The following is a 25,582-nucleotide window of genomic DNA, read 5'->3' on the forward strand; positions in this document are numbered from 1 at the left end:
CCCGGTTTTTTTGAAAAACCGGGTTTCTGGTAACTAACCAAACACCAAATTCTGCGCCGTACCATCATCGGTAAAACGCTGTTCTCCCACCCCGACTAATTCCACAATAACTTCCCGCGAGGGAGGGGAAAATTGTCCTGACCGCGCCTCAATTTCTACAATGAATTGTGGGTCTTCAGGACGCACGCGGTAAGTTGTAGTCGCCCACGCACCCGTTCTGTATTCAAAACTATTTCCATCATCTTCATAAAGGGTAAATTCACCCGTACCAGGCCAAATCCGTAGCCTTAGATCCCCCCATGCCCCCAATGCCTTGGGGGGTAAGTCTTGGGTGCCCTGAGGTGCGGCAGATAAGTCTTGGGTGCCCTGAGGTGCGGCAGATAAGTCTTGTGCCCCCCTTGACAAGGGGGGTTGGGGGGATCGCTCATCAACAAATTGCACTATTGGCGACATTGGAATTATCCCACCCCCCCGCACGTAAAGCGGCATTCGTTCCAAAGGTGCGTGAGCTAAAATGTGGGTTGGCCCCTGATAAAGCTCTCCAGTCCACCAATCGTACCAACTTCCTTCAGGCAGATAAACAGCGCGATATTCAATTCCAGGACGAAGAATAGGTGCTGCCATGATCGAGGAACCCAACAATACTTGATCGGACAGAGTATAGGTTTTGGAATCGTTGGGGTAATCATAAACTAACGGACGTAAAATTGGTGCGCCAGTTGTTGCTGCTTGCCAAAACAACGTGTAAATGTAGGGCAATAGCTGATAGCGTAAATTAATGTATTCGCGGCAAATATTTTCCACTTGTTCGCCAAAAACCCAAGGTTCGTGACGGGCAGTTGTCATCGCCGAGTGTCCGCGCATGAGAGGATAAAGTATTGCTTGTTGCATCCAACGGGCGAATAATTCAGCGGTAGCATTACCTGCAAAACCGCCGATATCACACCCGACAAACGCGACGCCGGATAGCCCCATATTGCACAACATTGGTAGGGACATTTCCAGGTGATCCCACAACGATTGATTATCCCCCATCCAAACAGATGAATATCGCTGCACCCCGGCAAAACCAGATCGGGTTAAGATAAACGATCGCTCATGAGGACGCTGTCTTAGCATTCCTTCATAAGACGCCTTCGCCATCATTAACCCATAAAGGTTGTGAACTTCTGCGTGGGTGGTGGAGTCGCTTCCGTCACCTTGGGGTGCATCGAGGGGGAACCAAATTTTAACACCTCGATCGCCGAACGGGCGATCGTCTATCGCCGGTTCGTTCATATCGTGCCAAATCCCGGCGACGCCGACATCGGTCAAACTGGCGTGCAAGTCGCCCCACCACTGTCGCACTTCAGCACGCATAAAATCGGGAAATACAGCTTTATCAGGCCAAACATACCCGTGGAATATCCGCCCATCGGATTTTCGCACAAAATAATCGTTTTTTAGCCCTTGGTCAAACACATGATAATCGCCTTCGGGTTCGTACTTCACCCCAGGGTCGATAATTGTCACTACTTTAAAACCCTGTTGCTTTAAATCGCTGATTAATTTAGCCGGATCTCCAAAGCGTTTCGGACTCCAAGTAAACACGCGATATCCCCGCATGTAATCAATATCTAAATGAATTACATCGCAAGGAATGCGCCGCTGGCGAAATTCCTGCGCCAATTCCCGCACCACTGCTTCAGATTCGTAACTCCAGCGGCTTTGATGATAACCCAGCGCCCATTTTGGCGGTAAAGGCATTCTACCCGTTAGTTGGGTATAAGTGCTGAGAATTTGTGCTGGTTCGGGGCCGTAAATAATGTAATAATCTAATTCATTTCCCCGGGTTTCCATCCGCCAAACACCAGGTTGTTCCGCACCGATATCGAACTGACTCCAAAAAGTAGTATTGCAGAAAATACCGTAAGCTAATTGGGGACGTAAGGCGATAAAAAATGGAATCGCCTGGTACATTTCATCCGTCAGCGAACCGTAATCTAAACAATCAGTTGCCCAATTTGTTTTAACTTCAGATAATTTATCTAGTAGTCCAGTGCGTTCGCCAAAACCATAGAAATGTTCGTTTGTTTCGATCCGTTTCCAAGCAGCGACGGCACCCCCCTCAGTCCCCCCTACAAGGGGGGAAGATAAGGAAGAACTTTTGTTCATGCGCCAAGCCATTCCCAGATCTACATCTTGTGCAAACAAACGCCCTTGTTTGTCGAAACAGGCAATGCGACACGGGTTGCGCTCGATACAAACGCGCAATTGTTCGGTTTCAATTTCTACCTTTTCATCGCTTTTTCGCACTTGGAAAGGTACGAATTGCCATTCTGGATCGTCCTTGGTTACTGCCCAAGAACGACGGGGGATAAACTCCCCGGTGGGAGACATTTGCACGTGAATTAAATTAGGTGCTAGTACCTTGATGCCAAGGCGTGCCTCGCCACAGTTGCACCAAACGCCCCGTTGATCCGAGTCAATTGATTCTACAGCGGCGATGGTTGACCAAGCTTGATTTGTGGTGGGTAGTTTTCCAAAGTATTGAGGCATTCCAGATTTTGTCAAGCTCCATCTCTCTTTAAACTAATTAAACTAAATAGTTGACCAAACTGTATATTCCTATGGTGTGAAGTAGGTGAAAAAACTTTCTACCTCAGGCTGGATGGAACGAACGGCAAATTGCGGCACGATTAAATTATTGAAAATCAAATTGTGGCGCTGTTGTAGATCGTTGTAAAAGCCTTTCCACTGGCAGCCAGAGGACGGTCTAGCTAAAAGTCCTGAGTGCCAAGTCCCGGACAAAGGCGGCAAGCAGTTGACGGCATTTCGGCACTCAGCACTTTTAGTGGTAACCCTAATGCAACAGCGTTGGTTTTAATCACCCGCCAAAAATTGTCCTTTAGCCCCAGGTAAAAAAGAGGCAATGAACGCAATTCAACCTGAGCCGAAAAAATTTTTACGTACTAAAGCTTGGCTGCTTTCAACATTGCTATCGGTTCCGTTGTTTGCTGCTTGCTCAAGTCCGAGACAGCAGTATGCACCACCGCCGCCGATTGATGATACCCGTGGTGGAAGAGTAGTCCCTCCTCCAGCAAATCAACAACCTCAAGCGAGAAGGGGATTATCAACGGGTCAAAAAGTGGCAATTTTGGCAGGCGCTGCTGCACTTTACTACCTCTACAATCGGCATAAGAACAGGCAAGAGCAAGGCCCAGAAGGCAAGTATTACCTTTCTAAGAACGGGCGCGTCTACTATCGCGATGCTCAAGGACGGGCGCACTGGGTAACGCCGCCGCGAGAAGGCATTGCGGTTCCAGCAGAAGAGGCACAACGATATCGCGACTTTCAAGGTTATAACGGAAGGACAGACGGGCGCGATTTAACCGATTTAGTGCCTGCACAGTAGCAGGGTAGCACAGGCGTCTCGCCTGTGTGAACGGGTGAGCGGGTGAAAATGACCCATCACCCACGACCAATTACCAAATCAGGAGATCGTTATGGTTGACAGATTTTTGCGAGACATCCAAGATGCTTTTCTCGGTAAAAACGAAGAGGAAAGCGATCGCGATAGAGAATACGACCGTCGAGTCCGTCCAGCCAGCGAAGACCCCTACGGCGACCCCGCAGAAGGCTATTACGGCGATGTGCGTCCAGCGAGTGAAGACCCCTACGGCGACCCCGCAGAAGGCTACTACGGCGATGTGCGTCCGGCGAGCGAAGACCCCTACGGCGACCCCGCTGACGAGGATCAATACGGCTATATCAGTCCAGGGAGCGAAGATCCTTACGGCGACCCCGCTGACGAGGAGTACTACAGGTAGTGAAGTACGTACACTGATACTTCGTATACAGTGTAGGCTTCCTGTCTCACTTGCCGTTGCTCTGTTGGGAACATTGTTTCTACAATGTGCGTTACCAAAAACGCTCCAAGACTTACACAGCATCTCTGGACTTGCGTCCTTTATCTCTTCAAAGAGAGAACCCAGGCAGCCGCCCGCCTCCCGCAGGCAGTTAAATTGTTTTACCGAAATCTTGGGTTTAAAGCCCCGTCCTTCTAGGACGGCTTTACCTATCTGGGTAAAATCTGCTATAATTCTAGCATGAGTAAAGTACCTATCACGCTAAAACTCAAGTTTTCTCAACTCAATCAAGCCAAAGTAAAACTATTTGGCGAAATGACTCAGGAGAACACCCGTTTAGCTAATTGGTTATTAACTATTCCACTCCCAGAGAGGAGAAAGTTAACCACAGCCAAGGTAGAAACTTCGCTCATGTCTGCACTCGCAAATCAAACAATTCGCCATACTACATCGGTCGTTGGGAAGCAAGTTAAACAATATAAATCCTTGCCCCCAGAAATCAATAAGCAGAACTGGTCGCTCCACAAAGTTGGTGAAACTTATAGTTTAAGTTTTCCCACTATCAAAGGAATCAAACGAGTTCCTGTTGAAGTAGCATCAAGGCATTGGCAACCTATTTTAGACAGGCTGTTAATTAGCGATCCTTTAATTGATAAAGGTTCTGCCAAATTAATCGAACATCGACATCAATGGTATGCCTATATATCTGTGACTATGGAAGTTCCACAGCTACAGACGATTAACAGAATTGGATGTGACCGAGGGCAAAACAATTTAGCTGTGGTAGCACCCGCCAAAGGTTTTGGCAAGTTCTTTAGTGGCAAGGAAGTTAAACATCGTCGTCGTTATTTTCAGAAACGTCGTCAGTCTTTGCAATTAGCCAAGAAATTCCGAGCATTAAAGAAGTGGGATAAGCGCGAGCGTAGATGGATGGAATCTGTTAACCACAAGATTAGCAAAAGGATTGTGCGATTCGCCCAATATTTGAATGCTGATGTAGTGGTTGAAGATTTGGCAGGATGTCGAGATACCATGAAACAGAGGAACAAGAATCGGGCTGATAGTGGTGAGTCAAGGCATTCTTGGGCCTACTATTCTTTAGAGCAGAAACTAGATTATAAGTTAGCTCTCAAAGGGTTGAGAATAATCAAGCGTCCGGCCCCATACACCAGTAAATCTTGCTCAACTTGCGGCAGTCTTGGCGAGAGAAAAGGACATCATTTTAATTGTCCTAATGGTCACTACCACAACGCTGATTTAAACGCGGCTAGAAACCTTTCCAGGTGGGATGGTTTCTGTTGTTCTTTAGACCTAAAGAGAGATGCTGCTGTAATGGCTTCATCTGGTCTAGAGAATGGGTTGCTTGGCACAACCCTTAACTTGATGAAGGGTATTCTCCCTAGTGGAGAGTACCTGTAGATGCAAGAATCACCGCACCTTTAGGTCGGTGAGTGTCAAAGCAATGGCTTACCAGTTGGCGACGTTCCTTCCCCCTTGCTCACGCTAGTTCCTTTCGCTTGCGTCGTACCGCTACTTCGTGTTGTTTACAGCCGTGTGGGTGGGTCAACGACCATTTATATATTAGGATAAATGTATCCCTATCGTGGATACATTATCCCAGAAAAATCTATTAGAATCAGGCTATCTCAAAAAAGATATAACAAGCTCAAGTCTTATGCACAAAGCAAGGAAAAGACAGTTACACAGTTGGTTGAAGATTGGATTGATAGGTTGCCAAATACACAAATTGGCGGCTCCTCGCCGACCCCACTCCCCGATCAACCTAGCGGCTGATAATGGTCGGGGGTCAACTCGTCGCCGCGAAGCCATTCATCCCACGCTCCCCTTGCGGGTGAGTCGTGGGGCTTCTGTCGGTTTTAGCTAAAAATGGTGCGTTACACTGCGTTAACGCACCCTACATATAGAGACTCTTCCCGTCCTTAGCGTCCCCCCGTCCTTAGCGTCTCCCCGCCCCCGCGTCAGTTCTAACTATTAGCTAATGGAGATTCGTTGTAGTGTGCTAGCAGATCGGCGGGGTCGTCGTAGATAGCGATCGCTCGCTCTAACTGGCTATCATCAAAGCCACCACAGCGAAATGCGATCGTTCCCACTCCGCATTTACTCGCCGCTGCAATATCGTAGGGAGTATCCGCAATCATCACAACTTGATGTGGTTCCAGATGCAACTTTTCCAATGCGGCTGCCACAATATCGGGATCTGGCTTAGAATGTTCCGCATCGCTCGATGTTGTTGCTTCTGCGAGCAAATCGTCAACTTTTGCCGCTTTTAATAACAGCGAAAGTTCTTCACTCGTCGCCGAAGTAGCAATAATCAGTTGCCAACCAGATTGCTGCATCTTCAATATCAGATCTCGCGCACCCGGTGCAGCAGGAAGCGTCGGAGCGAATTTTTTGATAATCAGTTCTTTGCGCTTTTCGGAAATAGCTTTTCCGTCCCCTTCTTCTTTATCAAGTCCTGGTACCATTTTTGGTATGACTTGATCGCCGCCCATCCCGATCAGCGGTCGAACTTTCTCGAAGGGTACGTCATAGCCATAAGTAGCAAACGCTTCCACCCAAGCTTGCGCGTGTGCATCGTTGCTGATAACCAGCGTTCCATCTACATCTAAAATAACTGCTGACAATGCCATTGCCCTAGATCCGATTTTTGTTTGAAGTAATATCAAGGTACAGGCATATTTTTATCAGTTCATCTAACAATAGTATGAGATTTGTGTAAAATTTTTGGGAGTTCTCATAACATTTTAAAATTGGGAGATTAAGTAGATGATAAAAATAAAATTTTATTATGTTTTTATCGTTCCTATTTTTATTTTTTCGTCGCTGTTGATTGGAGCTTTACTGCCTCAAAAATATAAGAGTTTGCCAGCCAGTTGCGATGTGAAAATCTGCGTTATTAACTTTGGCTTCCATTCAGAAATTGTAGTGCCCGTCCAGAATACAATTTTTGACTGGCGGAAACATTTATCTTTGAATCAAATAGGTGCAGGTAAAAATGCCGATTACAATTACTTAGGTTTTGGCTGGGGAGAAAGAGAATTTTATATGAACCCGCCCAGGGAAATTGATGCAAAAATTGCTGCGGGTATTAAAGCACTATTTCTTCCCAATCCCTCGGTTATCCGAGTGGAAGGTTACAAAAACCTGCCGCAAAATTTTGAAATAGAATGTTTTGGCGTGAGTACAACGGGTTATTTAAAGTTAAATAAATTTATTAGAGATACTTTTATATTAAACTGGCAAGGAGAAAAAAATAGATTCCCCTATGGCGTCCGTCAAAACGTTAGCTATTACGAGGCTAAAGGCACTTACTCAATCTTGAGAAATTGTAACTCTTGGACGGCAGAAGCTCTGAGAAAAGCTGATGTTAATACACCTGTGTGGGCAGGACTTTCTAAGGCAATTATGTTGCACTTGGATAACAGTTGCGATGGGGGGAAATAATACTGTTTACGCTCGGGGTGTAGGGGCACGACAAGATTAAATTATCGCCCAAGAGGAGAATCTAAAACATGCCGTGCCCCTACTCACTGAAGAGAAACCGGGTTTTTGTAAAAAACCCGGTTTCTGCAAGTTTCTAGCTGCCGGTAACGATGCGCTTAATTGCCACCAATGGGTTGTTATCGTTACCATTGGTGACATTGGTGTTGGTGCTGTTTCTGACTTGAGGCGTACCGTGCAAACGCGGATCGACTTGGGGTGGTACGGGTTCGGGACCTAGGGGTTGAGGATTTTCGATATATTCAAATTCACCTTTACCGTCCATCGATTTGCCTTGCGCCCAACGACCTTCGGCGCTGTCAGTTCCGTCAGAATGATTCCAGAACTGATAGGCAAATTCCCGCTTCTCCAATTCCAAGGGGAAGGAACTAGGAACCGGCGTATCTTCGAGTCCAGAATCTTTCAAATCTTCAATTGCGGCTAACCACTGATTTTGATGCATTGTATCGCGAGCAATCATGAAACTGAGCGTATCTTTTACCCCCGGATCGTCACTCATTTCATACATCCGCACCGCTTGCAAGCGTCCTTGTGTTTCGGCGTGGAGATTTGACCGGAAATCAGCCATTAAATTACCGCTAGCAACGATAAAACGACCGTTCCAAGGATAACCAACGCTATCGGCAGCGGTTGCACCCAAACCAGAAACAATTGCATGTTGCGGGTTCATCGCCGCTGCCATAATTACATCCCGTGGACTTGTACCGCCCATTACTGCACCGACGACGGGATCTTTTGCACCATCTTCTTGCAGGTTGATCGGGGCTTTATCTAATAGGTGAGCGATCATTGTTGCTAGCATTTCGATGTGACCGATTTCTTCAGTCCCGACATCTAGCAGCATATCGCGATACTTAGCAGGACCGCGACAGTTCCAACCCTGAAATAGATACTGCATCATCACGGTCATTTCACCAAATGTACCGCCGATCAGTTCCTGAATTTTCTTCGCGTAGACTGCATCGGGTTTTTCTGGTGGTTTGAAATATTGCAGTTTTTTGGTGTGATAAAACATGACAGCCTCTTTGAGTAACTTTTGCGTTTAGATAACGGGGGACTTTCCGAAACACTCCTCTGGCAAATTCTGTCTTCGGGGTTCATATGTATCTAATACGAACCGCGAATATTGTTCAGGACTTACCCACGACGAGTCTAGAAACCGGGTTTCTATAAAAAATCGTCGGTGGGAAACTAGACATCTACGCAGAAACCCGGTTTCTTTGCCTAAGACCTGTTGTTGTTTATTCTTACCTACCAGGAAACTAATTAAATTAGTTTCGTTCATCAACCTTTAGGAATATAATTAAGATGCGTTCTTTGAAACAAAAATTGTTAGGCTCAATCCACCCGGTTTCTTAAAGAAACCGGGTGGATGAATTCGGCTTTCCAAGTTTTACAAGCTCGTGATGATTTGAATTAGCTCATCGGATAGATTGGCGGTGGCTAATGACTGTTTTTGAAATAGTACTCCAGCTAGAAGGTAGATGTTTCCAGAATAGAAAGCTTTCTTTTGTTCCCGTAGCTTGGCGATGGTGTTTCTAACTTTGGGTTCGGAACTGTAATAACCAAATTCTAGCGGGGTGACTAAAAACTTGGAAACAGAGTAACCTTGTGCGATGGCATAATCAATTGTATCGACTGGATTAGAGTAACTAGAAACCAGCGACATGACGTTGTCGTAACCTAACGAAAAAAGCTTTCTGGTAATTGTAGAACCGTCTGTCCCGCCGCGTAATAATGGCAGGTAAATATCGTCATCTACTGCTGGCAAATAGGGGGGGTTTGAGACAAGATACCTCGCGGCAGGTTTAGATGATGTGAAGAAACAGGTATTGTGAACTACATAGCGATCGGTTAGTGAGTATTCTGCGATTTTGCTATTGGCAATTTTACAAGCTGAACTATTGAGTTCGTATCCATGAATGCACCCTAAAAATTCCGTTCTCAGTAAGGAATGAATGACGGGAAGTCCATCGCCAGACCCAAATTCTATTACGGCTTCATTTTCCCAACAGTTTTGTAGAACGAATGTGTCTAAACATTGAGAGTAAAAATTAGATTCTTCTGGGCATATAAATATCTCTTTTCCAGAAGGACTGCGCTTGGCAATTTTACTGGGATATGGTGCATTTTTGGTAATTGAATACGGTGAATTGGATTGTTTTGTGAAGATAGATTGGTCGAACATATTAATGGTAATTGGTAATCGGTAAATTTTCAGCATTTGAAAGTTCGTAGTAAGGACTTTAGTCCTTGTTTATTAGACTTTTGGGGACTAAAGTCCCTACTACAAACATTAGTTAGTGCAGTTGTGTCGTTGTTTATTAGACTTTTGGGGACTAAAGTCCCTACTACAAACATTAGTTAGTGCAGTTGTGTCGTTGTTTATTAGACTTTTGGGGACTAAAGTCCCTACTACAAACATTAGTTAGCGAAGTTCTGCTTGGCGGAGCGATCGGACGACGGCGTCACCGGCGCGATCGCCCATAAATTTCTCTTGGTCGTACCCCAACACAATTTGCCATGCGTCGTTAGGATACATATCTACCAACGGTAATGCAACATCGTCGATCATCCAGCGTCCGTGGCGTGAGTCTTCTCTAATGTGCAGTTCCCAATATCCCATCGCTGCTTCTGATAATCCCAAGCGTTGCGCTGCGGCGAGATAATTTTTATAGATGGCGGGTCCTACTACTTCAAAATACGCCAGTCCGCCGTTGTAACGCAGGAAATAACGCTTGCATTCTGTTAATAGAAAGTTGTGGTTAATGCTTGCTAATACTTCCCAGGGTACGATGTCAAAATATCCTTCTGGTTCGGTATTGAGTCCTAATTCGGCAAGCATTTTGGCAAAAAAAGTAGAGTGTTTGCGATTTAATTTGCCGCTGCCGTACTCTTCTAATAATACCCGCACTAAAGTACATTGTACTTCGTTGGCAGCGCCTCCCAAAATGCGGGAAAGACGACTTGCTTCAACTAACCCGTCGAAGGATGCGATCGCCAGTAAATGTTGATACCCCGCTTCGCTGATTTCTTCACGGATATATCGGCTATTTTCATTCAACGGCGGATCGACATCATATGCGGCGCGTTCGATCAATGCTTGCTTGACATCGAGTTGCTTTAGTGCTTCTACGTCTATTTGTGCCAGTTCCCACTTTTGCCAGAAATACTCGATGCGATCGCGCACTATCCGCAAGTAACCAGACCTTTCGTTAGTATAGTTTCGCAGATCGTCGTACCAAAACAGTTTTAGTCGGTTTATGCGATAAAGTACCCGCTGCAAAAAACGATGTGCTGCTTCGCTTTCTCCGGGTGCTTCTTGATAAGCAATTTGGATGGCGCTGTCGAGTATTCTGGCAAAATTCTCTGCTATTTCTGGCTGAATTTCCAGCTTTGTATCTAAATCTTCCAATTCCAGCAGCGTTACAAATTGCTGCTCAGCTTCATGATAATCAACCGCTTGGAGTTGTTCGTTCCAGCTAATCGGCGGCATCTCAACTACGTTGCTTTGCATTTAATCTTCCTTTTTCGTCCAACTAATGTTGGTTCCCTGTCTTCACACTTATTTACAATAAACTTTCATTGGCGGTTACCGTATCTTTCTTTAGTAACCATTTTGTAATTATTTTTACTAAATTTTTGGCTTAAATATATGACTTAAGGATGAGGCAGATATGAAGAAACCCGGTTTCTTAGAGAAACCGGGTTTCTGTATTACTCATCGCGCCCGTGAACTTGGGCGGGGGGAGAAGTTGCTTCAACGGCGGTAAATGGTTCGAGAATTTTGTAAGTATGGGATGCACCTTTAGGCACAACCCAAGATGAACCGGGTTCAAGCAAAACCATTTGATTTTCGATATGTAATTCAGCGCGACCTTGAATTACATAACCGACGGTTTCATACTCGCGCTGAGTCGGTGGTTTGTCTTCACCGGGTTGCTCATCTTCCCAAAGGCGCATCGACAAGCTTTTTCCCGATGCGAGATATTTTTGCCCCATTTCCCCTTTTGGAGAATAGGCAGAATCAACTTTTTTAACGCTGGTATCGGGCATAAATTTCGCCTTGGTAATTGGTAATTGGTAATTGCTAATTGCTAATAGTTAAGAGTCTAGGAGCGTTGTCGAATGTTAACTATTAGCAATTAGCTAAGCTGCATTGTTGTAATTGACATCTACCCAGCAGCGGGGGAGTTCTTCACCGGAAGGAAAAATCAAATTATGCTTGGAATAACCTTCTGGATCTTGTTCTTCTTGCCCTTCTTGAGTTTGTCCGGGGACTTTCTCTTTAGATGGGTTTATCAGTGTTTGAACATCAAGGATTTCCACTAAATTGCCAGATTCTTTGTTTTTGAGTAACATAAAACCTCCTGGGTAATGGGTAATAGCGTTCCCAGGCAAGATCCGTGGGAACGAGGGTCAATTAGCTATTAGCAATTAGCTATTAGCTATTATGGTTTCAACACAACTTTGATGCAGTTATCTTTTTTGTGTTTGAAAATTTCGTATCCGTGGGGCGCTTCGTCTAATTTCAGGCGATGGGTAATCACAAAAGATGGGTCAATTTCACCGTTTTGAATCCGTTCCAACAAAGGTTTCAAATATCTGTGGACGTGGGTTTGTCCCATTTTGAAAGTTAACCCTTTGTTGAAGGCTGCGCCCATGGGAATTTTGTCTAAAAAGCCGCCGTAAACGCCTGGTATCGAGACATTTCCGCCTTTACGACAGGTGAGTATTACTTGACGCAAAGCGGTAGGTCGATCGGTTTCTAAACGTACCGCTTGCTTGACTCGGTCGTAAAGGTAATCGATATTTGTACCGTGGGCTTCCATGCCTACGGCGTCGATACAAGCGTCGGGACCTCTGCCGCCGGTCATTTCTTTTAAGGCTTCACCCGGATCGATTTCTTCGTAATTAATTACTTCGGCTTTGCATTGTTCTTTTGCCATTTGTAGGCGTTCGGGAATGCGGTCGATGGCTATGACTCTTTGGGCCCCGAACATATAGGCACTTTTAATAGCAAATTGTCCTACAGGACCGCATCCCCAAACGGCTACGGTATCCCCTGGTTTAATGTTGCAATTTTCTGCTGCCATGTAGCCGGTGGGAAAGATATCGGTGAGGAATAATACTTGCTCGTCGGTTAAACCATCGGGTATTTTGAGGCAGCCAACATCGGCAAAGGGGACTCTGGCATATTCTGCTTGTCCGCCTGCATAACCGCCGAATAAATGCGAGTAACCAAATAATCCCGCTGGGGAATGACCCATTTGTTTTTCTGCCATCCAAGCGTTGGGGTTGCTGTTATCGCAGAGCGACCACAAATCCCGGTTGCAGAAAAAGCAATTGCCGCAGGAAATTGTGAAGGGAACGACGACGCGATCGCCGATTTTTAAATTCTTCACTTGCGACCCAAGTTCGACCACCTCTCCCATAAATTCGTGACCCAAAATATCCCCTTTCTGCATCGTTGGGATAAACCCATCGTAGATATGCAAATCCGAGCCGCAAATCGCAGTTGAGGTAATTTTGATCATCGCATCGCGGGGATTTAATATTTTCGGGTCGGGAACCGTCTCGACGCGCACGTCGTTCGCACCATGCCAGCAAACAGCTTTCATTTTGTTTCTTTTCCTTTATTTGAATCACGCTGCGAGTTGACTTTGGTTAGCTAACTCAAGTATTTGTTGCACTTGTTGGTCTGCGATCGCCGGGAATTTATAGTACCAAGCGCTTAGTGCATATAAACGTTCTGGTGTCAATAGGCAAAAGATTTCGTCTACTTCGGGTCGCAATTGAGCGTAAGTTTTAGCGGGGGCGACGGGGACGGCGATGACGATCTTCTTAGCTTCCTGCTGTCGCAGTGCCAAAATCGCTGCGCGCATGGTAGCCCCGGTGGCGATGCCGTCATCGACGAGAATGACTGTACTGTCGTAAACGTCGAGCGATCGCTGATTACCCCGGTAGATCAACTCGCGGCGTTGCAATTCCCAGCGTTCTCTGTACGCCACGCGCTCAACGATCCCACATCGGATGCGATGGGCGGCGACGACTTCAAAGTTGATGACGCGGAACCCGCCGCTGGCGATCGCACCCATCGCCAAGTCCTCGCAACCGGGAACCCCCAATTTTTGCACCAGAAACACATCCAAGGGCGCATTCAGCGCTTTTGCGACTTCATAGGCGACTGGAACTCCACCGCGAGGTAATGCCAGCACCAAAACATCCCGACGATTGGCATAAGCAGATAACTGGTTTGCCAACATTTGCCCCGCTGCGGTTCGATCTTTAAATTGCATTATTAATTGCAGATGAAAAAAACAGTTCAATTTTAAATTTAAGCTGGCACAGAGATTAAAATCTTCAATTTTTTGTCTGCGAGCTTAAGTTTTCACCTGCAATCTTTAAGCAATTGTTCACGCAGCCGTTACAGCCGCGCCAGTAGAGGGTTTAGCTGGCTTGGTGATTGCCCCGGCGAACCGCTGACGGTAAAGTTCGGCAAAACGCCGCTCGTACTCAGACAAATCTGCTTCAATTTGAGTTAATAATCTCACCGTCACCGGGTCGGTTAACTTGAGCATCAGGTTATAAACATCAACCACACCCGTTTGAATATCGCCCAGTGCGCGACGCATCATAGCCATTTCATCGCTACCTTGAAGCGAGGTTTGCAACTTCGCCAAAGTATCGGCAGCTTTAGCCGGTAAAGAGGGTTTTTCGCCCAATTCATTGAGCCTAGCTTCTAGCATTTGAATGTGATGCTGTTTATTTTGAACTATCTCTTGAAGCAGGCGACGCACTTCGACATCCGAGGTTTTTTCGGCATAATGTTGAAATGCTTCGTGGGAATAACGCTCTCCACCCAAGGCAGTATTAATTGCGGTGACAATTTCGCCTTTAGTCGATCCGCCCCAAGCATCCGCGAGTTTCCACCATTCGGCATTTGTATCGCTTTCATCAGGCAGTGCAGCTTCTTTCCCGCCGTAACCCAAACGACTTAAAATCGCCGTGGTAAAAATTGCTAAATCGCTCGGTTGTCTGGAAGTAATTAAATTTCCATCTATTACCAAAGGCTCGTTGATATAATGCGCCCCGGCATTTTGCATATCCTTGCGAATTGCCCTAAATCCGGTGGCATTTTTACCTTTAAGTACATCGGCGTCAATCAAAACTTGCGGTCCGTGACAAACAGCAGCAATCAGTTTTCCTTGCTGCATAGCTGACCGCACAAATTGCACCGTATTTGGATTAACTCGCATCCGATCCGGTGCCATTCCGCCAGGAATAATAACAGCGTCGAATTCTTCAGCGCTTGCTTCCGTCGTCGTTGCATCGGCTTTCATCGAAACTTTGCCCTGCTTCCCCTTATAATCCTCATTCGTGCGCGAACCGAGGACAACTACATCGATTCCCGCCATTTTTAGGGCTTTATAAGGAATTTGAAACTCAGCATCTTCAACCCCGTGTTCTAACAGGATTGCAACGCGCTTTTGAGAGCCTTGATTGTTTGAGATCATATTCATTCCTCGGTAATGGGTAATTGCTAATCGCTCATGGTTAATTGCTAATTGCTAATCCTCAACAATAAAATTAGCAATTAGCAATTAGCAATTAGCAATTACGATATATTCTGTACGGCAAACAACTCTTCGTAATCGGGTGAAAAATTGGCGCGGACATCGGCGAATTCACCGGGGGTAACCGCTTGCTGCAAAACTGTAAATACTGCCCTGACATGCATCGCAGCAATGTTTGGTTCTACGCCTTCTTTATCCGCTACGCGCTGATAGAATTCTTTGAGGGAGAAAGCTTGACCGTTTTCACCTTCTCTACCACGCAAATACTGTCCTAACTCTTGCGGCAGTTGGGAAGCTAAATCTTTGGCTTCATTGCCTACAATGCGTTCGGCAAGTACTTCAAAAGTGGCGCGGGTAGCACGCTCAGCTTCTTCACGCGAATCAAGCTGAGCGACGCTTTGAACGTGTTTGAGAAACTCGTCGCGTTTCATGATCTTTAACTTGTCCCCGATACGCTTCTAAGCGTAGGCATTACTGAGAAAATCTTCTTCGCTCTAAAGTGATAGATTTGGTTTCGCTCTAAAGAGATAGGTAGGCAAGTTCGATAAAAACTAAGCTAAAAAAGGGGTTCAGGAGTAAGTTTTATGGCAAACAAAGCAAAATCTTCTACAACTGGTGGTTTGTCCGATGAACTGGAATCTAATATCGGTTTAAATATAATGCCTCCAGATACAGAGGATACGGAAGAGGAAGCGCAAATTAGCGATCTGCCGCAGGAAATTACCGAATCTTATGGAACGGGAGTTAAAGACGAGCCTGGTTACAATATTGGCACGCGCAGATTGCAGGATGAAATGCAACAATATACCTCAACTAGCCCTGAATTAACTGGCGGCGATATTGATGCAGCTTGGGAACAAGCAGAAGCAGTAGGTGACGAGGCGGTAGGTGGAACAGTTGCGACTCCGGATCAAGATATTGTTGACGATCTGGGTAAAGCTGTTGGTACAGAAATGCACGATAAAGAAGACTATTACGGTTTTGATAAGTACGAAACTCGCGACGATCGCAGGTGGGAATTAGATCCGGCTTCTTCTGATGATTATCAGGAAAGGCGGGAATAGGTAATTGGTAATTGCTAATGGCTAATTGCTAATTGCTCATTGCTAATTGCTAATGGCTAATTGCTAATTGTTTTTCCTCGTTCCCCAGGCGGTCGCCTGGGAATGCCATTACCCATTACCAATTACCAATTACCAATTACCAATTACCAATTACCCATTACCAATTACCTAATTTCTGACAAATTTCCCGAAAATTGTCGCCTCGATGTTCAAAGCTTTGATATTGATCGAAACTTGCACAAGCGGGAGATAGCAACACAACTTTGGCTTGATATTGTTTGGCTAATTCTGCTCCTCTGGGTACGGCGCGTTCCATTGTTTCGACTATTTCGTAATTGGAATAACCAACTTCTTCCAATCTTTTGGCAAATGCTGCTGCTGCATCGCCGATGAGTAAAACGGCGGCAGCTTTGGCTTTAATTTTTTCTAGCCACTTGGTATCATCACCGGCTTTTGCTTCTCCGCCTGCGATTAAAATTGCGGGTGCAGAAACAGAATTTAATCCGACTTCGGCGGCGTCGTAGTTGGTGGCTTTGCTGTCGTTAATAAAGTCAATTCCTTCCCAAGTGCAGATCTGTTCGAGGCGGTGGGAAACCCCGGGGAAATTGGCAATGGCGGTAGCGATCGCATCCTTCCCTATCCCCGCCAAGCAAGCTGCCGCAACTGCCATTAACAAATTTTGTTGATTGTGTTCTCCCACCATCCGCAAGGACGTTGCACGAAGAATTTCTTCTCCTTCAAATACTACCCAACCATTCTCAATATAAGCGCCTTTTGAGTTAATTAAATCCGCTTTCCCTTGGACACTCGTCCAGTAAGCATTGCTAAAACGCGCCGGTGCATTTTTTTGCAAATACGGGTCATCGCCGTTGAAAATTTGTAGCTCTGCTTGCGTTAATAAATGCGCTTTGATGTTGTAATAATTCTCTAAAGTTTTGTGGCGACTCAAGTGATCCGGCGTGAACGTTGTCCAAACAGCAATACGCGGCGCCACTGCTGCTGAAGATTCGATTTGATAGCTGCTAATTTCCGCAATTACCCAATCTGGTTTTTTATCTGCTAAGGCTAGTTCGCAAGCAGCGTAGCCGATGTTACCGCAAGCGGGAGCATAAAATCCAGCAGCTGCAAAAATAGCGGCAATTAAAGCGGTGGTAGTCGTTTTTCCATTCGTTCCGGTAATGCCAACCCAAGGAATATTATTTAAATATCGCCACGCTAATTCCATCTCGCCGATAGTTTCTATTCCCAATTCTCTGGCGCGAATTAAAGCCGGAATATCCCAAGGAACGCCGGGACTAACTACGATGAGGTTATCAGAAGTATCCGGTTCAAAAGAATAGCCTAACTTGACCGTAATTCCATCATCGACAAGTTGCTGTTGCTGTTGTTGAAACGCGGGGGAGTTTTTCAGATCGCTCAATGTCACTGAGTATCCTTCCCGTTTTAGCAGTTTTGCCGCAGCAATTCCCGATCTCCCCAAACCAATGATATGAGCGTTAGGCATAGACTGTGTTTTAGTTTCCCCTGATCGACGCAACCTTTATCCTACCGTTGTCAGTTGTCAGTTGCTAGTGGCAATCCCTCCTCGTTTCGGCGAGGCGATTATATTTACCATTTTTGCGTAAATTTGTCAAAGTTTATCTTCCTAGAAACCGGGTTTCTGGCATCGATCTCTGGTCACAAAGCCACGATTTTTCCTAGAAACCCGGTTTCTGCATCGATCTCTGGTCACAAAGCCACGATTTTTCCTAGAAACCCGGTTTCTGGCGGCGATCTCTGGTTGCAAAGCCACGATTTTTCCGAGAAACCCGGTTTCTGCATCGATCTCTGGTCACAAAGCCACAATTTTTCCTAGAAACCCGGTTTCTTTGCGTCAGTCCTGCATAAATTTTTTACTTGAAAGTACACAAATCTTGAAAAAACCTATACGAAGATTGCATAATGTTTTTATTTTGCTAAAATTTACTATATCTTACCTTGGCACTACTTTTGTTAACTGATAATAGAACACCATCGGTTCTCATCTTAACTGTAACGCCGAGAATTTAATCCAGGTGGCATCTAAGCATAAATTACTTGGGCAACAAATTATAAATTATCTCAATGATTTTACAACGCATCAACAAGATTATTACTAAAGTTTCTCGCAAAGCAACCTTGCGAATTGTCCTGATAGTCCCGTTTGTAATGCAAATTACTGGCGCGGTGGCGTTAGTGGGGTATCTTTCGTTTAAAAATGGACAGGAAGCAGTCAACGATGTTGCTTCACAATTGCGGAGAGAAATTAGCGATCGCACGAGCGAACGCATCATAAATTACCTAAAAACACCGCAGCAGATTAATTTAAACAATGTCAATGCTGTAGCTCTCGGTCAGGTGGATATAAAAAATCCCAAAAACTTAGAACGCCACTTTTTAAAACAAATTCAAGCGTTCGATTCACTGACTATAATTGCTTTCAGCAACCCGCAGGGCGGACTTATTTCAAGTGGAAACGATGAAAGAGGGTTGACAGTTACATTAACAGAAAATTACCAAAAGGGTGTCCTGCGAGTGTATGGCGTAGATAGCCAAGGCAATCGAAAAAAAATGTTGGTCAATCTGCCAAATTATGATGTGACAAAGCGACCTTTTTACCAGATTGCCGTGCAAGCAGGCAAACCTACATGGAGTCCCATTTATCTCTACATGCCTTATTCTAGAAACTTAGGTATTTCTGCTAGCTACCCCCTCTACGATCGGGCGGGTAAGCTACAAGGTGTTTTAAGTAGCGATCTATCGCTTGTAGCGCTCAGTGACTTCCTGCAAAGTTTAAAAATCGGGACTCGCGGACAGGCTTTTATCATCGAGAGATCGGGGTTAATAGTAGCTTCTTCAACCACGGAACCACCCTTCTTAAAAACTGCCGATAATCAAGACATAAAACGGCTGAAAGCTACCGAAAGTAGCGAGCAGATAATTCGCTTGACAGCGCAGTATTTGACCTCTTACTTTGGCGAATTGACCAAGATTAACACCGCAAAAAAACTTGATTTTGAAATCAAAGGCGAACGGCAATTCATACAGGTCACACCCTTCAAGGATGAGTTTGGTCTAGACTGGCTGATTGTCGTGGTGGTTCCAGAAAGCGATTTTATGGAGCAAATCAACGCCAGCAACCGCACCACTATGCTGCTTTGTCTCGCCGCTTTAATTGCGTCTACAGGAATTGGTATTATCACCGCTGGTTGGGTAATCAAACCCATTTTAATATTGCATAATGCCGCCAATAATATCGCTCAAGGAAACTGGGATACTCCAGTAAAAATTGACCGCGCCGATCAATTGGGAGAACTGGCGAGTTCTTTTAATATTATGGCGTTGCAATTGCGGCGTTCATTTGAAGACATGCAATACTTGAATGATGTTTTCTCGGAAAAAGAAAAAGCATTTTCAGACTATAATGAAATTTTAGAAACGCAAATTGTCGAACGAACAAAGGCATTCAGGGAAAGCGAACAGCGGTTTAGAAATTTCTTTGAAACGGCGGCGATTGGCATGTGTATTGTTTCCTTAGACGGAAAATTTTTAAATGTTAATTCTGTAATTTGTCAAATTTTTGGTTATGCAGAATCTGAGTTGCTGTCTCTAACTTGGCAGGAACTTACTTATCCAGAAGACTTGGAAGTTAGCCAAGAATATCGTAGGAAAATTTTGGCTAAAGAAATTTCATATTATCATCTAGAAAAGCGTTATTTGCATAAAAATGGGCAAGTGATTTGGACTTTGGTGAGTGTGTCAGTTGTGCGAGATGAAAAGCAAGATCCGCTTCATTTTATTTCTCAAATTCAAGATATAAGCGAACAGCAAGCTGCGCTGCGCGAACGCAAACAAACAGAAGAAGCTTTGCGTGCGAGTGAAGAGCGCTTCAGAGCAATTTTTGCAGCATTTCCCGATCTGTTTTTCCTGGTAGCTGCCGACGGTACAGTGCTGGACTATCACACCAGACAATACTCAGAATTATACGTCCCCCCAGAAGTTTTTCTGGGTAACAGGATGCAGGAATTTTTACCTGCGGCAGTTAATGAGTCAATCTATGGAGCAATTCAGCAGGCACTTCAAACCAACTCGATCGTTAATATCGAGTATTGCTTGCCCATGCCAAAAGGAGAGCAAACATTTGAAGCGCGCCTGGTTCGCTTCCAGGAGGATAGAGTTATCTGTTTGATTCGCAATATAAGCGATCGCAAAGCCGCAGAAATTGCCCTACAAGCTGCCAAAGAAGCTGCCGAAGTCGCCAACAAGGCAAAAAGCGCCTTCCTCGCTAACATGAGTCACGAACTTCGTACCCCCCTCAACGGCATTTTAGGATACGCTCAAATTCTCCAAAAATCAAAAGACTGCAACCCCAATCAAAAGCGCGGTTTAGAAATAATTCACCAGTGCGGTACTCACCTACTCACCTTAATTAACGATATTTTAGATTTGTCTAAAATCGAAGCCCAAAAGCTAGACCTCCACCCCGAAGAATTTAATTTTTCCTCCTTCCTAAACGGGTTAACAGAAATATTCCAAATCCGAGCCAGAGAAAAAGAAATTAACTTTACCTACCAACCCATCAACCAACTTCCCCAATTCATTATCGCCGACGAAAAACGCCTGCGCCAAGTCTTAATTAACTTGCTGAGCAACGCGGTTAAATTCACCGACACCGGCGGCGTCACCTTCAAAGTAGGCGTAATTGGTAATGGGTCATTCCATTCTCCGGCGGAATCAGGGAACGAGGGGAAAAAAGACCAATTACCAATTCCCAATTACCAATTCCCAATTACTAAAATCCGCTGCCAAATTGAAGATACCGGCATCGGCATCAACCCAGAACAATTGGAAAAAATATTCTTACCTTTCGAGCAAGTAGGAGATATTTCCCGTCGCGCCGAAGGAACTGGATTAGGACTCGCTATTAGTCAGAAAATTGTTGCTTTAATGGGAGGCGATATTTTTGTCAAAAGTACCCCCGGCGTTGGCAGCACATTTTGGTTCGACCTCGACTTGCCAGAAGCAGCCACATCGATAGATTCAATCCCTGTTTTAACGCATAATATCATCGGCTACCAAGGTGAAAAACGCAAAATTTTAGTAATTGACGACCGTTGGGAAAATTGCGCCGTCCTCGTCAATATGTTAGAACCAATCGGATTTGAAATTTGCGAAGCGGCTGATGGAAAACAAGGTTTAGAAACAGCCATTGAATTTCAACCTGATTTAATTATCACTGACCTAGTAATGCCCGTGATGGATGGCTTAGAAATGACCCGAAAACTTCGCCAACTGCCCGAATTTAAAAATACAGTTATCATCGCTGCTTCTGCTAATGTATTTGAAGTTGACCGACAAAAAAGTCTAGAAGCTGGCTGCAACGATTTTCTCCCCAAACCCATCCAAGCAGAAGATTTGTTGCACAAAATCGAGGATTATTTAAATTTATCGTGGATTGATGAAAACCAAGAGGAAATTTCAACCCCAGAAACCTTGCCTACAGAAATAGAAATGGTAATGCCCCCCTTTGAGCAACTGATAACCCTGTATAAATCGGCTTACGTTGGTTATACCGATTTAGTTGAGCAGGAAGCGATTCGCATCCAACAATCCTATCCTGAAGCGACTATCTTTGCCAACCGCATAATTGAACTTAGCGAAGATTTTGAAACTGAGAAAATTGTTAATTTAATCGAACAACATTTCCCAGAAGCATCAAAATTTCAACGTCAGTAGTATCGCCTCGTCGCCTCGTTACCAGGCTGGATCCTGGTAACGGGGGCTAGGGGCAGAGGGACCTATATGTAGGGTGTTCTCTTCCAGCAGAGTCGGGCACCATCTACCATATTTAGTGTCGTTGCGTAAGTTATGAGTAGGATAGAAATGGTGCGTTACACTGCGTTAACGCACCCTACATATAGAAATGGTGCGTTACACTGCGTTAACGCACCCTACATATAGAAATGGTGCGTTACTGCGTTAACGCACCCTACATATAGAAATGGTGCGTTACTGCGTTAACGCACCCTACATATAGAAATGGTGCGTTACTGCGTTAACGCACCCTACATATAGAAATGGTGCGTTACACTGCGTTAACGCACCCTACATATAGAAATGGTGCGTTACTGCGTTAACGCACCCTACATTTTTAGGCATAGCCTGGAAACGAGCCAATTACCAATTTAACTCTTGACTATCGCCCCAAAATCTGCTAAAACCCGCGCATGATTTCGCAACAATCCTAACAGATTTAAACGGTTGCGCCGGATGTCTAAATTCTCATCCATTACTAACACGCTTTCTGCGCCATCAAAAAAGGTGCTGACTTTGCTCGTAATTTGACCAATCGCCTCCACCAATTGTTGATAATTTCGCTGTTCTCTTGATGCCTGAGTTTGCGGTACTAACTGCACCAAAGCATCATAAAAAGCTTGTTCGGATGATTTTTGAAACAATTCCGGACGCACTATAGATGTGGGTTCCAACTGTTGCTTATCCAAATCTCCTTGGGCGGCGAGACGGGTAGAACGGTTGACGGTTTCGTAAATTTCCGCCAGCTTGCCGTTATGCCGAATTTCTTGCAGGAAAATTGCCCGATTTCTCACATCTAATAAATCTTTTAACGCCCTTTCTGTATATTCTGGGTCGTTTTCTCCCAAAACTGCATTGACTAAATCGTAGTCAATTTGCCGATCGTCTTGCAGTAGGGTGCGGATGCGTTGGATAAAGAATTCCTGCAATTGTTGCAACAGTTCGTCGCGGTTGGCTTTATTGGGATAAGCAGCAAGAAAATCTGCTACGGTTTCCTCTAATAACTGTTGCAAGTTTATGGCTAACTCGGCTGTCCAGGTAATATTAATCACCGCATTGGCAGCGCGACGCAAGGCAAAAGGATCGGCAGAACCTGTTGGCAGCATTCCCAACCCGAATATACTTACCAAGGTATCCAATCTATCTGCTAATCCAACAGTTTGACCTGTTAAAGTTTGGGGTAATTTATCCCCCGCACCCCGCGGTAAATAATGTTCAAAAATTGCCGTGGCTACGGCTTCCGTTTCGCCGCTGGCTAAAGCGTATTTTTGTCCCATTACTCCTTGCAATTCGGGGAATTCTCCCACCATTTGGGTGACGAGATCGGCTTTACACAACAAGGCTGCGCGTTGGATATTGTTGCTGTCTAGCTCGTTTAATTGCAGTTGTGAGGTAATTTTTGCGGCAATATTTTTAATTCGGACAACTTTATTACCCACTGAACCCAATTCTTCTTGAAAGGTGACTTTTTCCAATTGGGGCAAGTAACTTTCTAACGGCTTAGCCAAATCGGCGCGATAAAAATATTGTCCATCGGATAACCTGGCTCGGATCACCCGTTCGTTTCCGGCAGCAATGTTATCAGATTTAGCTGGATCGCCGTTGGAAATTGTGATAAAAAAGGGTAATAATTCTTGAGCGTCTTCTGCGGTAAATATGGGGAAATATCGCTGTTGAGTCACCATAACTGTGGTAATAACTTCCACAGGCAAATTCAAGAATTCTGGTTCAAATTTACCGACAACAGCGGTAGGCCATTCGACTAAATAGGTAACTTCTTCTAATAAATCTGGGTAGATTTCTGCGTAGCCATTTTGCTGTTGATCGACGGTTTTAATTTGACGTTCGATGTTTTCCTGACGCTGGGTTTGGTCAACGGCGATGTAGCCAGATTGCAGACAATTGGCGTAATCTGTTGCCGAGGGAATTGCAACGGGTTCGGGGTGCAAAACGCGATGACCTCGACTGATGCGATCGCTCAAAACCACGTCGCTACCATTCTCCAACTTAATCGGCAGCACAGTATCATCCAACAACGCCACCAACCAAACAATTGGACGTGCAAAGCGCAAGTCTCCATCCCCCCAGCGCATAAACCGCTTACCTTCTAATTTTTCCAGCCACTGGGGAATTAATTCGGTCAAAATATCGGTCGTTGCGCGTCCGGGAATCGTTTTCCGCACAAAGACAAAATCGCCCTTATCCGTAGGACGAACTTCCAGCGCGGCTAATTCTACCCCTTGTTTTTTAGCAAAACCCGCCGCCGCCTGGGTAGGTTGACCGTCTTTAAACGCCGCCGCTGCGGGAGGACCTTTAATTTCTTCGACTCTGTCTGCTTGCTGTGCGGGTAAACCTTGGATCAGGACGGCGAGGCGGCGGGGAGTCCCGTAGACTTCTATTTTCTCCGTCGTCAAGAACTGTTCCGCAAGAGTTTGGGGGATGATAGATTGCCACTGTGCGATCGCGCTAGGGACAAAATTCGCGGGGAGTTCTTCTGTACCAACTTCCAATAAAAAATTAGCCATACACCAAAGCTTAAATTAGTCAGCTAAAACAGTTTACCGCTATTTCCCCCTCTCCTGGCAGCAGAAGCCCAGACGCGGAGATGGGGAGATGGGGAGATGGGGAGATGAGGAGATGGGGAGATGGGGAGATGGGGAGATGGGGAGATGGGGAAAGTTGTGCGTAAACATTCCCCGCGTCCCCCCCCTCCCCACGTCCTCTTGCTCAGGGGGAAAGGTTTCCTGACCCGGGTCAAACCACCCAGTAAATGTAAACAAGTATAAATATTACAGACTACTGGTCATGGCAAACAAGGAACATCTAGTTCTACTCAAGCAAGGAGTGGACACTTGGAACGAGTGGCGGGAAACCCATCCGGAAATCAACCCGGATCTCAGGATAGCAGACCTGCGCGGGTTATATCTCAGGGGAGTCAACCTCAGCAAAGTCAACCTCAGCCAAACCAACCTCAGCCAAGCATACCTTAGAGGCGCAAACCTCAGCCAAGCGTACCTCAGAGGCGCAAACCTCAGAAGTGCCAACCTCAGCCAAACTAACCTCAACGACGCACACCTAAGTATGGCAGATTTGAGGGGAGCAGATCTGAACCAAGCTAACCTGACAATGGCAGACTTAAGCGAAGCCAACCTCTATTTAGCAGACTTAAGCGAAGCCAACCTGCAACTAGCAGACCTCAGAGGCGCATATCTGACCAGATCCGACTTGTTTGCCGCCGATTTAAGCAAAGCCGACTTATTTGCCGCCGATTTAAGCCGAACCCAAGCACTTAACACGAACTTTAACCAGGCAATATTAACTGGAGTTTGTATAGAAGATTGGAAAATCAACAGCGACACCCAATTTGATCGATCGCTTTGTGACTATATTTATCTAGAAAATAACTGCAAACAACGTCGTCCCATTCATAGAAGTTTTGCTCTAGGAGAATTTACCAAAATTTGTCAGAGTTTCAAGCAATCCGGTTTTTCTAAAAAACCCGGTTTCTGGTCAATTACAGAGTTTCAAGCAACCCGGTTTCTCTAAAAAACCCGGTTCCTAGTCAAGGTTTTATATCAAATCCGGTTGCATCGGAACGATCGGCTTTTCTTGCTAATTGCTAATTGCTAATTGACCCTACGTGCAGTAATTCCGATGCAACGGTCAACGATATTATACCAATTTCCCTTGATACGTGCTACACCTCAAACATGTTGGTAGGGGCGGGTTTTACCAATCA

The 25,582-nt window shown here is 45.3% G+C and carries 21 protein-coding genes; 8 read left to right on the top strand and 13 right to left on the bottom strand.

The features are described 5' to 3' along the window. Positions 1–33 precede the first annotated feature (33 nt). Positions 34–2,538 carry a glycoside hydrolase family 31 protein gene (locus ACE1CM_RS11135; RefSeq protein WP_374877486.1) on the bottom strand — a complete coding sequence of 835 codons (2,505 nt, stop codon included), beginning with the start codon at positions 2,536–2,538 and terminating at the stop codon, positions 34–36. A gap of 373 nt (positions 2,539–2,911) precedes the next feature. Here ACE1CM_RS11135 and ACE1CM_RS11140 point away from each other — a divergent pair, with 373 nt between their 5' ends. From ACE1CM_RS11140 to ACE1CM_RS11150, 3 genes are all read left to right on the top strand, one after another. After that, a complete protein-coding gene (locus ACE1CM_RS11140) occupies positions 2,912–3,394 on the top strand; it encodes a hypothetical protein (protein ID WP_374877487.1) in 483 nt (160 codons plus the stop codon). A gap of 91 nt (positions 3,395–3,485) precedes the next feature. Continuing rightward, the gene (locus ACE1CM_RS11145; RefSeq protein WP_374877490.1) at positions 3,486–3,809 is read left to right on the top strand and encodes a translation initiation factor; all 324 of its coding nucleotides are present in this window, start codon (positions 3,486–3,488) and stop codon (positions 3,807–3,809) included. 279 nt (positions 3,810–4,088) lie between these two features. Continuing rightward, positions 4,089–5,267, top strand: a complete 1,179-nt coding sequence (locus tag ACE1CM_RS11150; RefSeq protein ID WP_374877491.1) for an RNA-guided endonuclease TnpB family protein — start codon at positions 4,089–4,091, stop codon at positions 5,265–5,267. Positions 5,268–5,833: 566 nt separating this feature from the next. Here ACE1CM_RS11150 and ACE1CM_RS11155 read toward each other — a convergent pair. Next, positions 5,834–6,499, bottom strand: coding sequence for an HAD family hydrolase (locus tag ACE1CM_RS11155; protein ID WP_374877492.1), 666 nt, complete (start codon positions 6,497–6,499; stop codon positions 5,834–5,836). 136 nt (positions 6,500–6,635) lie between these two features. Between ACE1CM_RS11155 and ACE1CM_RS11160 the strand changes: the two genes are divergently transcribed. Further along, positions 6,636–7,313 carry a DUF2459 domain-containing protein gene (locus ACE1CM_RS11160; RefSeq protein ID WP_374877493.1) on the top strand — a complete coding sequence of 226 codons (678 nt, stop codon included), beginning with the start codon at positions 6,636–6,638 and terminating at the stop codon, positions 7,311–7,313. A gap of 133 nt (positions 7,314–7,446) precedes the next feature. On the opposite strand, the gene ACE1CM_RS11165 is transcribed toward ACE1CM_RS11160, so the two are convergent. The 9 genes from ACE1CM_RS11165 to ACE1CM_RS11205 all read right to left on the bottom strand — a co-directional run bounded on the left by ACE1CM_RS11165 (position 7,447) and on the right by ACE1CM_RS11205 (position 15,378). After that, positions 7,447–8,385: a manganese catalase family protein gene (locus ACE1CM_RS11165; protein ID WP_374877495.1), complete on the bottom strand. Its 939-nt coding sequence runs from the start codon at positions 8,383–8,385 to the stop codon at positions 7,447–7,449. A 378-nt stretch (positions 8,386–8,763) separates the two neighbouring features. Further along, entirely contained in the window at positions 8,764–9,594 is an 831-nt protein-coding gene (locus ACE1CM_RS11170) for an SAM-dependent methyltransferase (protein WP_374877497.1), read from the bottom strand. Between the two features lie 204 nt (positions 9,595–9,798). After that, positions 9,799–10,887, bottom strand: a complete 1,089-nt coding sequence (locus ACE1CM_RS11175) for an iron-containing redox enzyme family protein (RefSeq protein WP_374877499.1) — start codon at positions 10,885–10,887, stop codon at positions 9,799–9,801. A gap of 200 nt (positions 10,888–11,087) precedes the next feature. Beyond that, positions 11,088–11,426, bottom strand: coding sequence for a cupin domain-containing protein (locus tag ACE1CM_RS11180; protein ID WP_374877501.1), 339 nt, complete (start codon positions 11,424–11,426; stop codon positions 11,088–11,090). A gap of 93 nt (positions 11,427–11,519) precedes the next feature. Next, positions 11,520–11,732 (bottom strand): acetyltransferase, encoded by a 213-nt coding sequence (locus tag ACE1CM_RS11185; protein ID WP_374877502.1) that lies wholly within the window; start codon positions 11,730–11,732, stop codon positions 11,520–11,522. Between the two features lie 89 nt (positions 11,733–11,821). Further along, complete coding sequence (locus ACE1CM_RS11190) at positions 11,822–12,991, bottom strand: zinc-dependent alcohol dehydrogenase (protein WP_374877503.1); 1,170 nt, start codon at positions 12,989–12,991, stop codon at positions 11,822–11,824. Between the two features lie 24 nt (positions 12,992–13,015). Next, complete coding sequence (locus tag ACE1CM_RS11195; protein WP_374877505.1) at positions 13,016–13,669, bottom strand: phosphoribosyltransferase; 654 nt, start codon at positions 13,667–13,669, stop codon at positions 13,016–13,018. 117 nt (positions 13,670–13,786) lie between these two features. Then, entirely contained in the window at positions 13,787–14,887 is a 1,101-nt protein-coding gene (locus ACE1CM_RS11200) for a DJ-1/PfpI/YhbO family deglycase/protease (RefSeq protein ID WP_374877593.1), read from the bottom strand. Positions 14,888–14,988: 101 nt separating this feature from the next. After that, on the bottom strand, positions 14,989–15,378 hold the full coding sequence (locus ACE1CM_RS11205; RefSeq protein WP_374877507.1) for a DUF2267 domain-containing protein: 390 nt from the start codon (positions 15,376–15,378) through the stop codon (positions 14,989–14,991). 153 nt (positions 15,379–15,531) lie between these two features. Here ACE1CM_RS11205 and ACE1CM_RS11210 point away from each other — a divergent pair, with 153 nt between their 5' ends. Further along, positions 15,532–16,011, top strand: a complete 480-nt coding sequence (locus ACE1CM_RS11210) for a DUF6335 family protein (RefSeq protein ID WP_374877509.1) — start codon at positions 15,532–15,534, stop codon at positions 16,009–16,011. 157 nt (positions 16,012–16,168) lie between these two features. On the opposite strand, the gene murD is transcribed toward ACE1CM_RS11210, so the two are convergent. Continuing rightward, entirely contained in the window at positions 16,169–17,515 is a 1,347-nt protein-coding gene (murD, locus tag ACE1CM_RS11215; RefSeq protein WP_374877511.1) for a UDP-N-acetylmuramoyl-L-alanine--D-glutamate ligase, read from the bottom strand. 123 nt (positions 17,516–17,638) lie between these two features. Between murD and ACE1CM_RS11220 the strand changes: the two genes are divergently transcribed. Together ACE1CM_RS11220 and ACE1CM_RS11225 are read left to right on the top strand one after the other, a co-directional pair. After that, a complete protein-coding gene (locus tag ACE1CM_RS11220) occupies positions 17,639–17,866 on the top strand; it encodes a hypothetical protein (protein ID WP_374877513.1) in 228 nt (75 codons plus the stop codon). Between the two features lie 248 nt (positions 17,867–18,114). Beyond that, a complete protein-coding gene (locus tag ACE1CM_RS11225) occupies positions 18,115–21,765 on the top strand; it encodes a PAS domain S-box protein (RefSeq protein ID WP_374877515.1) in 3,651 nt (1,216 codons plus the stop codon). Positions 21,766–22,214: 449 nt separating this feature from the next. Here ACE1CM_RS11225 and glyS read toward each other — a convergent pair whose 3' ends face one another. After that, positions 22,215–24,368 (bottom strand): glycine--tRNA ligase subunit beta, encoded by a 2,154-nt coding sequence (gene glyS / locus ACE1CM_RS11230; RefSeq protein ID WP_374877518.1) that lies wholly within the window; start codon positions 24,366–24,368, stop codon positions 22,215–22,217. 280 nt (positions 24,369–24,648) lie between these two features. Here glyS and ACE1CM_RS11235 point away from each other — a divergent pair, with 280 nt between their 5' ends. Then, complete coding sequence (locus ACE1CM_RS11235; protein WP_374877519.1) at positions 24,649–25,389, top strand: pentapeptide repeat-containing protein; 741 nt, start codon at positions 24,649–24,651, stop codon at positions 25,387–25,389. Positions 25,390–25,582 lie beyond the last annotated feature (193 nt).

Source organism: Microseira sp. BLCC-F43 (assembly GCF_041929235.1).
In the GTDB taxonomy this organism is placed as follows: domain Bacteria; phylum Cyanobacteriota; class Cyanobacteriia; order Cyanobacteriales; family Aerosakkonemataceae; genus Microseira.

Bases quoted from the DNA above. Each gene is read 5' to 3' on its own strand.
- ACE1CM_RS11190 (WP_374877503.1), bottom strand. From the start codon at position 12,991: ATGAAAGCTGTTTGCTGGCATGGTGCGAACGACGTGCGCGTCGAGACG.
- ACE1CM_RS11155 (WP_374877492.1), bottom strand. From the start codon at position 6,499: ATGGCATTGTCAGCAGTTATTTTAGATGTAGATGGAACGCTGGTTATC.
- ACE1CM_RS11175 (WP_374877499.1), bottom strand. From the start codon at position 10,887: ATGCAAAGCAACGTAGTTGAGATGCCGCCGATTAGCTGGAACGAACAA.
- ACE1CM_RS11205 (WP_374877507.1), bottom strand. From the start codon at position 15,378: ATGAAACGCGACGAGTTTCTCAAACACGTTCAAAGCGTCGCTCAGCTT.
- ACE1CM_RS11145 (WP_374877490.1), top strand. From the start codon at position 3,486: ATGGTTGACAGATTTTTGCGAGACATCCAAGATGCTTTTCTCGGTAAA.
- glyS (WP_374877518.1), bottom strand. From the start codon at position 24,368: ATGGCTAATTTTTTATTGGAAGTTGGTACAGAAGAACTCCCCGCGAAT.
- ACE1CM_RS11200 (WP_374877593.1), bottom strand. From the start codon at position 14,887: ATGATCTCAAACAATCAAGGCTCTCAAAAGCGCGTTGCAATCCTGTTA.
- ACE1CM_RS11140 (WP_374877487.1), top strand. From the start codon at position 2,912: ATGAACGCAATTCAACCTGAGCCGAAAAAATTTTTACGTACTAAAGCT.
- ACE1CM_RS11165 (WP_374877495.1), bottom strand. From the start codon at position 8,385: ATGTTTTATCACACCAAAAAACTGCAATATTTCAAACCACCAGAAAAA.
- murD (WP_374877511.1), bottom strand. From the start codon at position 17,515: ATGCCTAACGCTCATATCATTGGTTTGGGGAGATCGGGAATTGCTGCG.
- ACE1CM_RS11185 (WP_374877502.1), bottom strand. From the start codon at position 11,732: ATGTTACTCAAAAACAAAGAATCTGGCAATTTAGTGGAAATCCTTGAT.
- ACE1CM_RS11195 (WP_374877505.1), bottom strand. From the start codon at position 13,669: ATGCAATTTAAAGATCGAACCGCAGCGGGGCAAATGTTGGCAAACCAG.
- ACE1CM_RS11210 (WP_374877509.1), top strand. From the start codon at position 15,532: ATGGCAAACAAAGCAAAATCTTCTACAACTGGTGGTTTGTCCGATGAA.
- ACE1CM_RS11150 (WP_374877491.1), top strand. From the start codon at position 4,089: ATGAGTAAAGTACCTATCACGCTAAAACTCAAGTTTTCTCAACTCAAT.
- ACE1CM_RS11135 (WP_374877486.1), bottom strand. From the start codon at position 2,538: ATGCCTCAATACTTTGGAAAACTACCCACCACAAATCAAGCTTGGTCA.
- ACE1CM_RS11235 (WP_374877519.1), top strand. From the start codon at position 24,649: ATGGCAAACAAGGAACATCTAGTTCTACTCAAGCAAGGAGTGGACACT.
- ACE1CM_RS11160 (WP_374877493.1), top strand. From the start codon at position 6,636: ATGATAAAAATAAAATTTTATTATGTTTTTATCGTTCCTATTTTTATT.
- ACE1CM_RS11170 (WP_374877497.1), bottom strand. From the start codon at position 9,594: ATGCTGAAAATTTACCGATTACCAATTACCATTAATATGTTCGACCAA.
- ACE1CM_RS11180 (WP_374877501.1), bottom strand. From the start codon at position 11,426: ATGCCCGATACCAGCGTTAAAAAAGTTGATTCTGCCTATTCTCCAAAA.
- ACE1CM_RS11225 (WP_374877515.1), top strand. From the start codon at position 18,115: ATGATTTTACAACGCATCAACAAGATTATTACTAAAGTTTCTCGCAAA.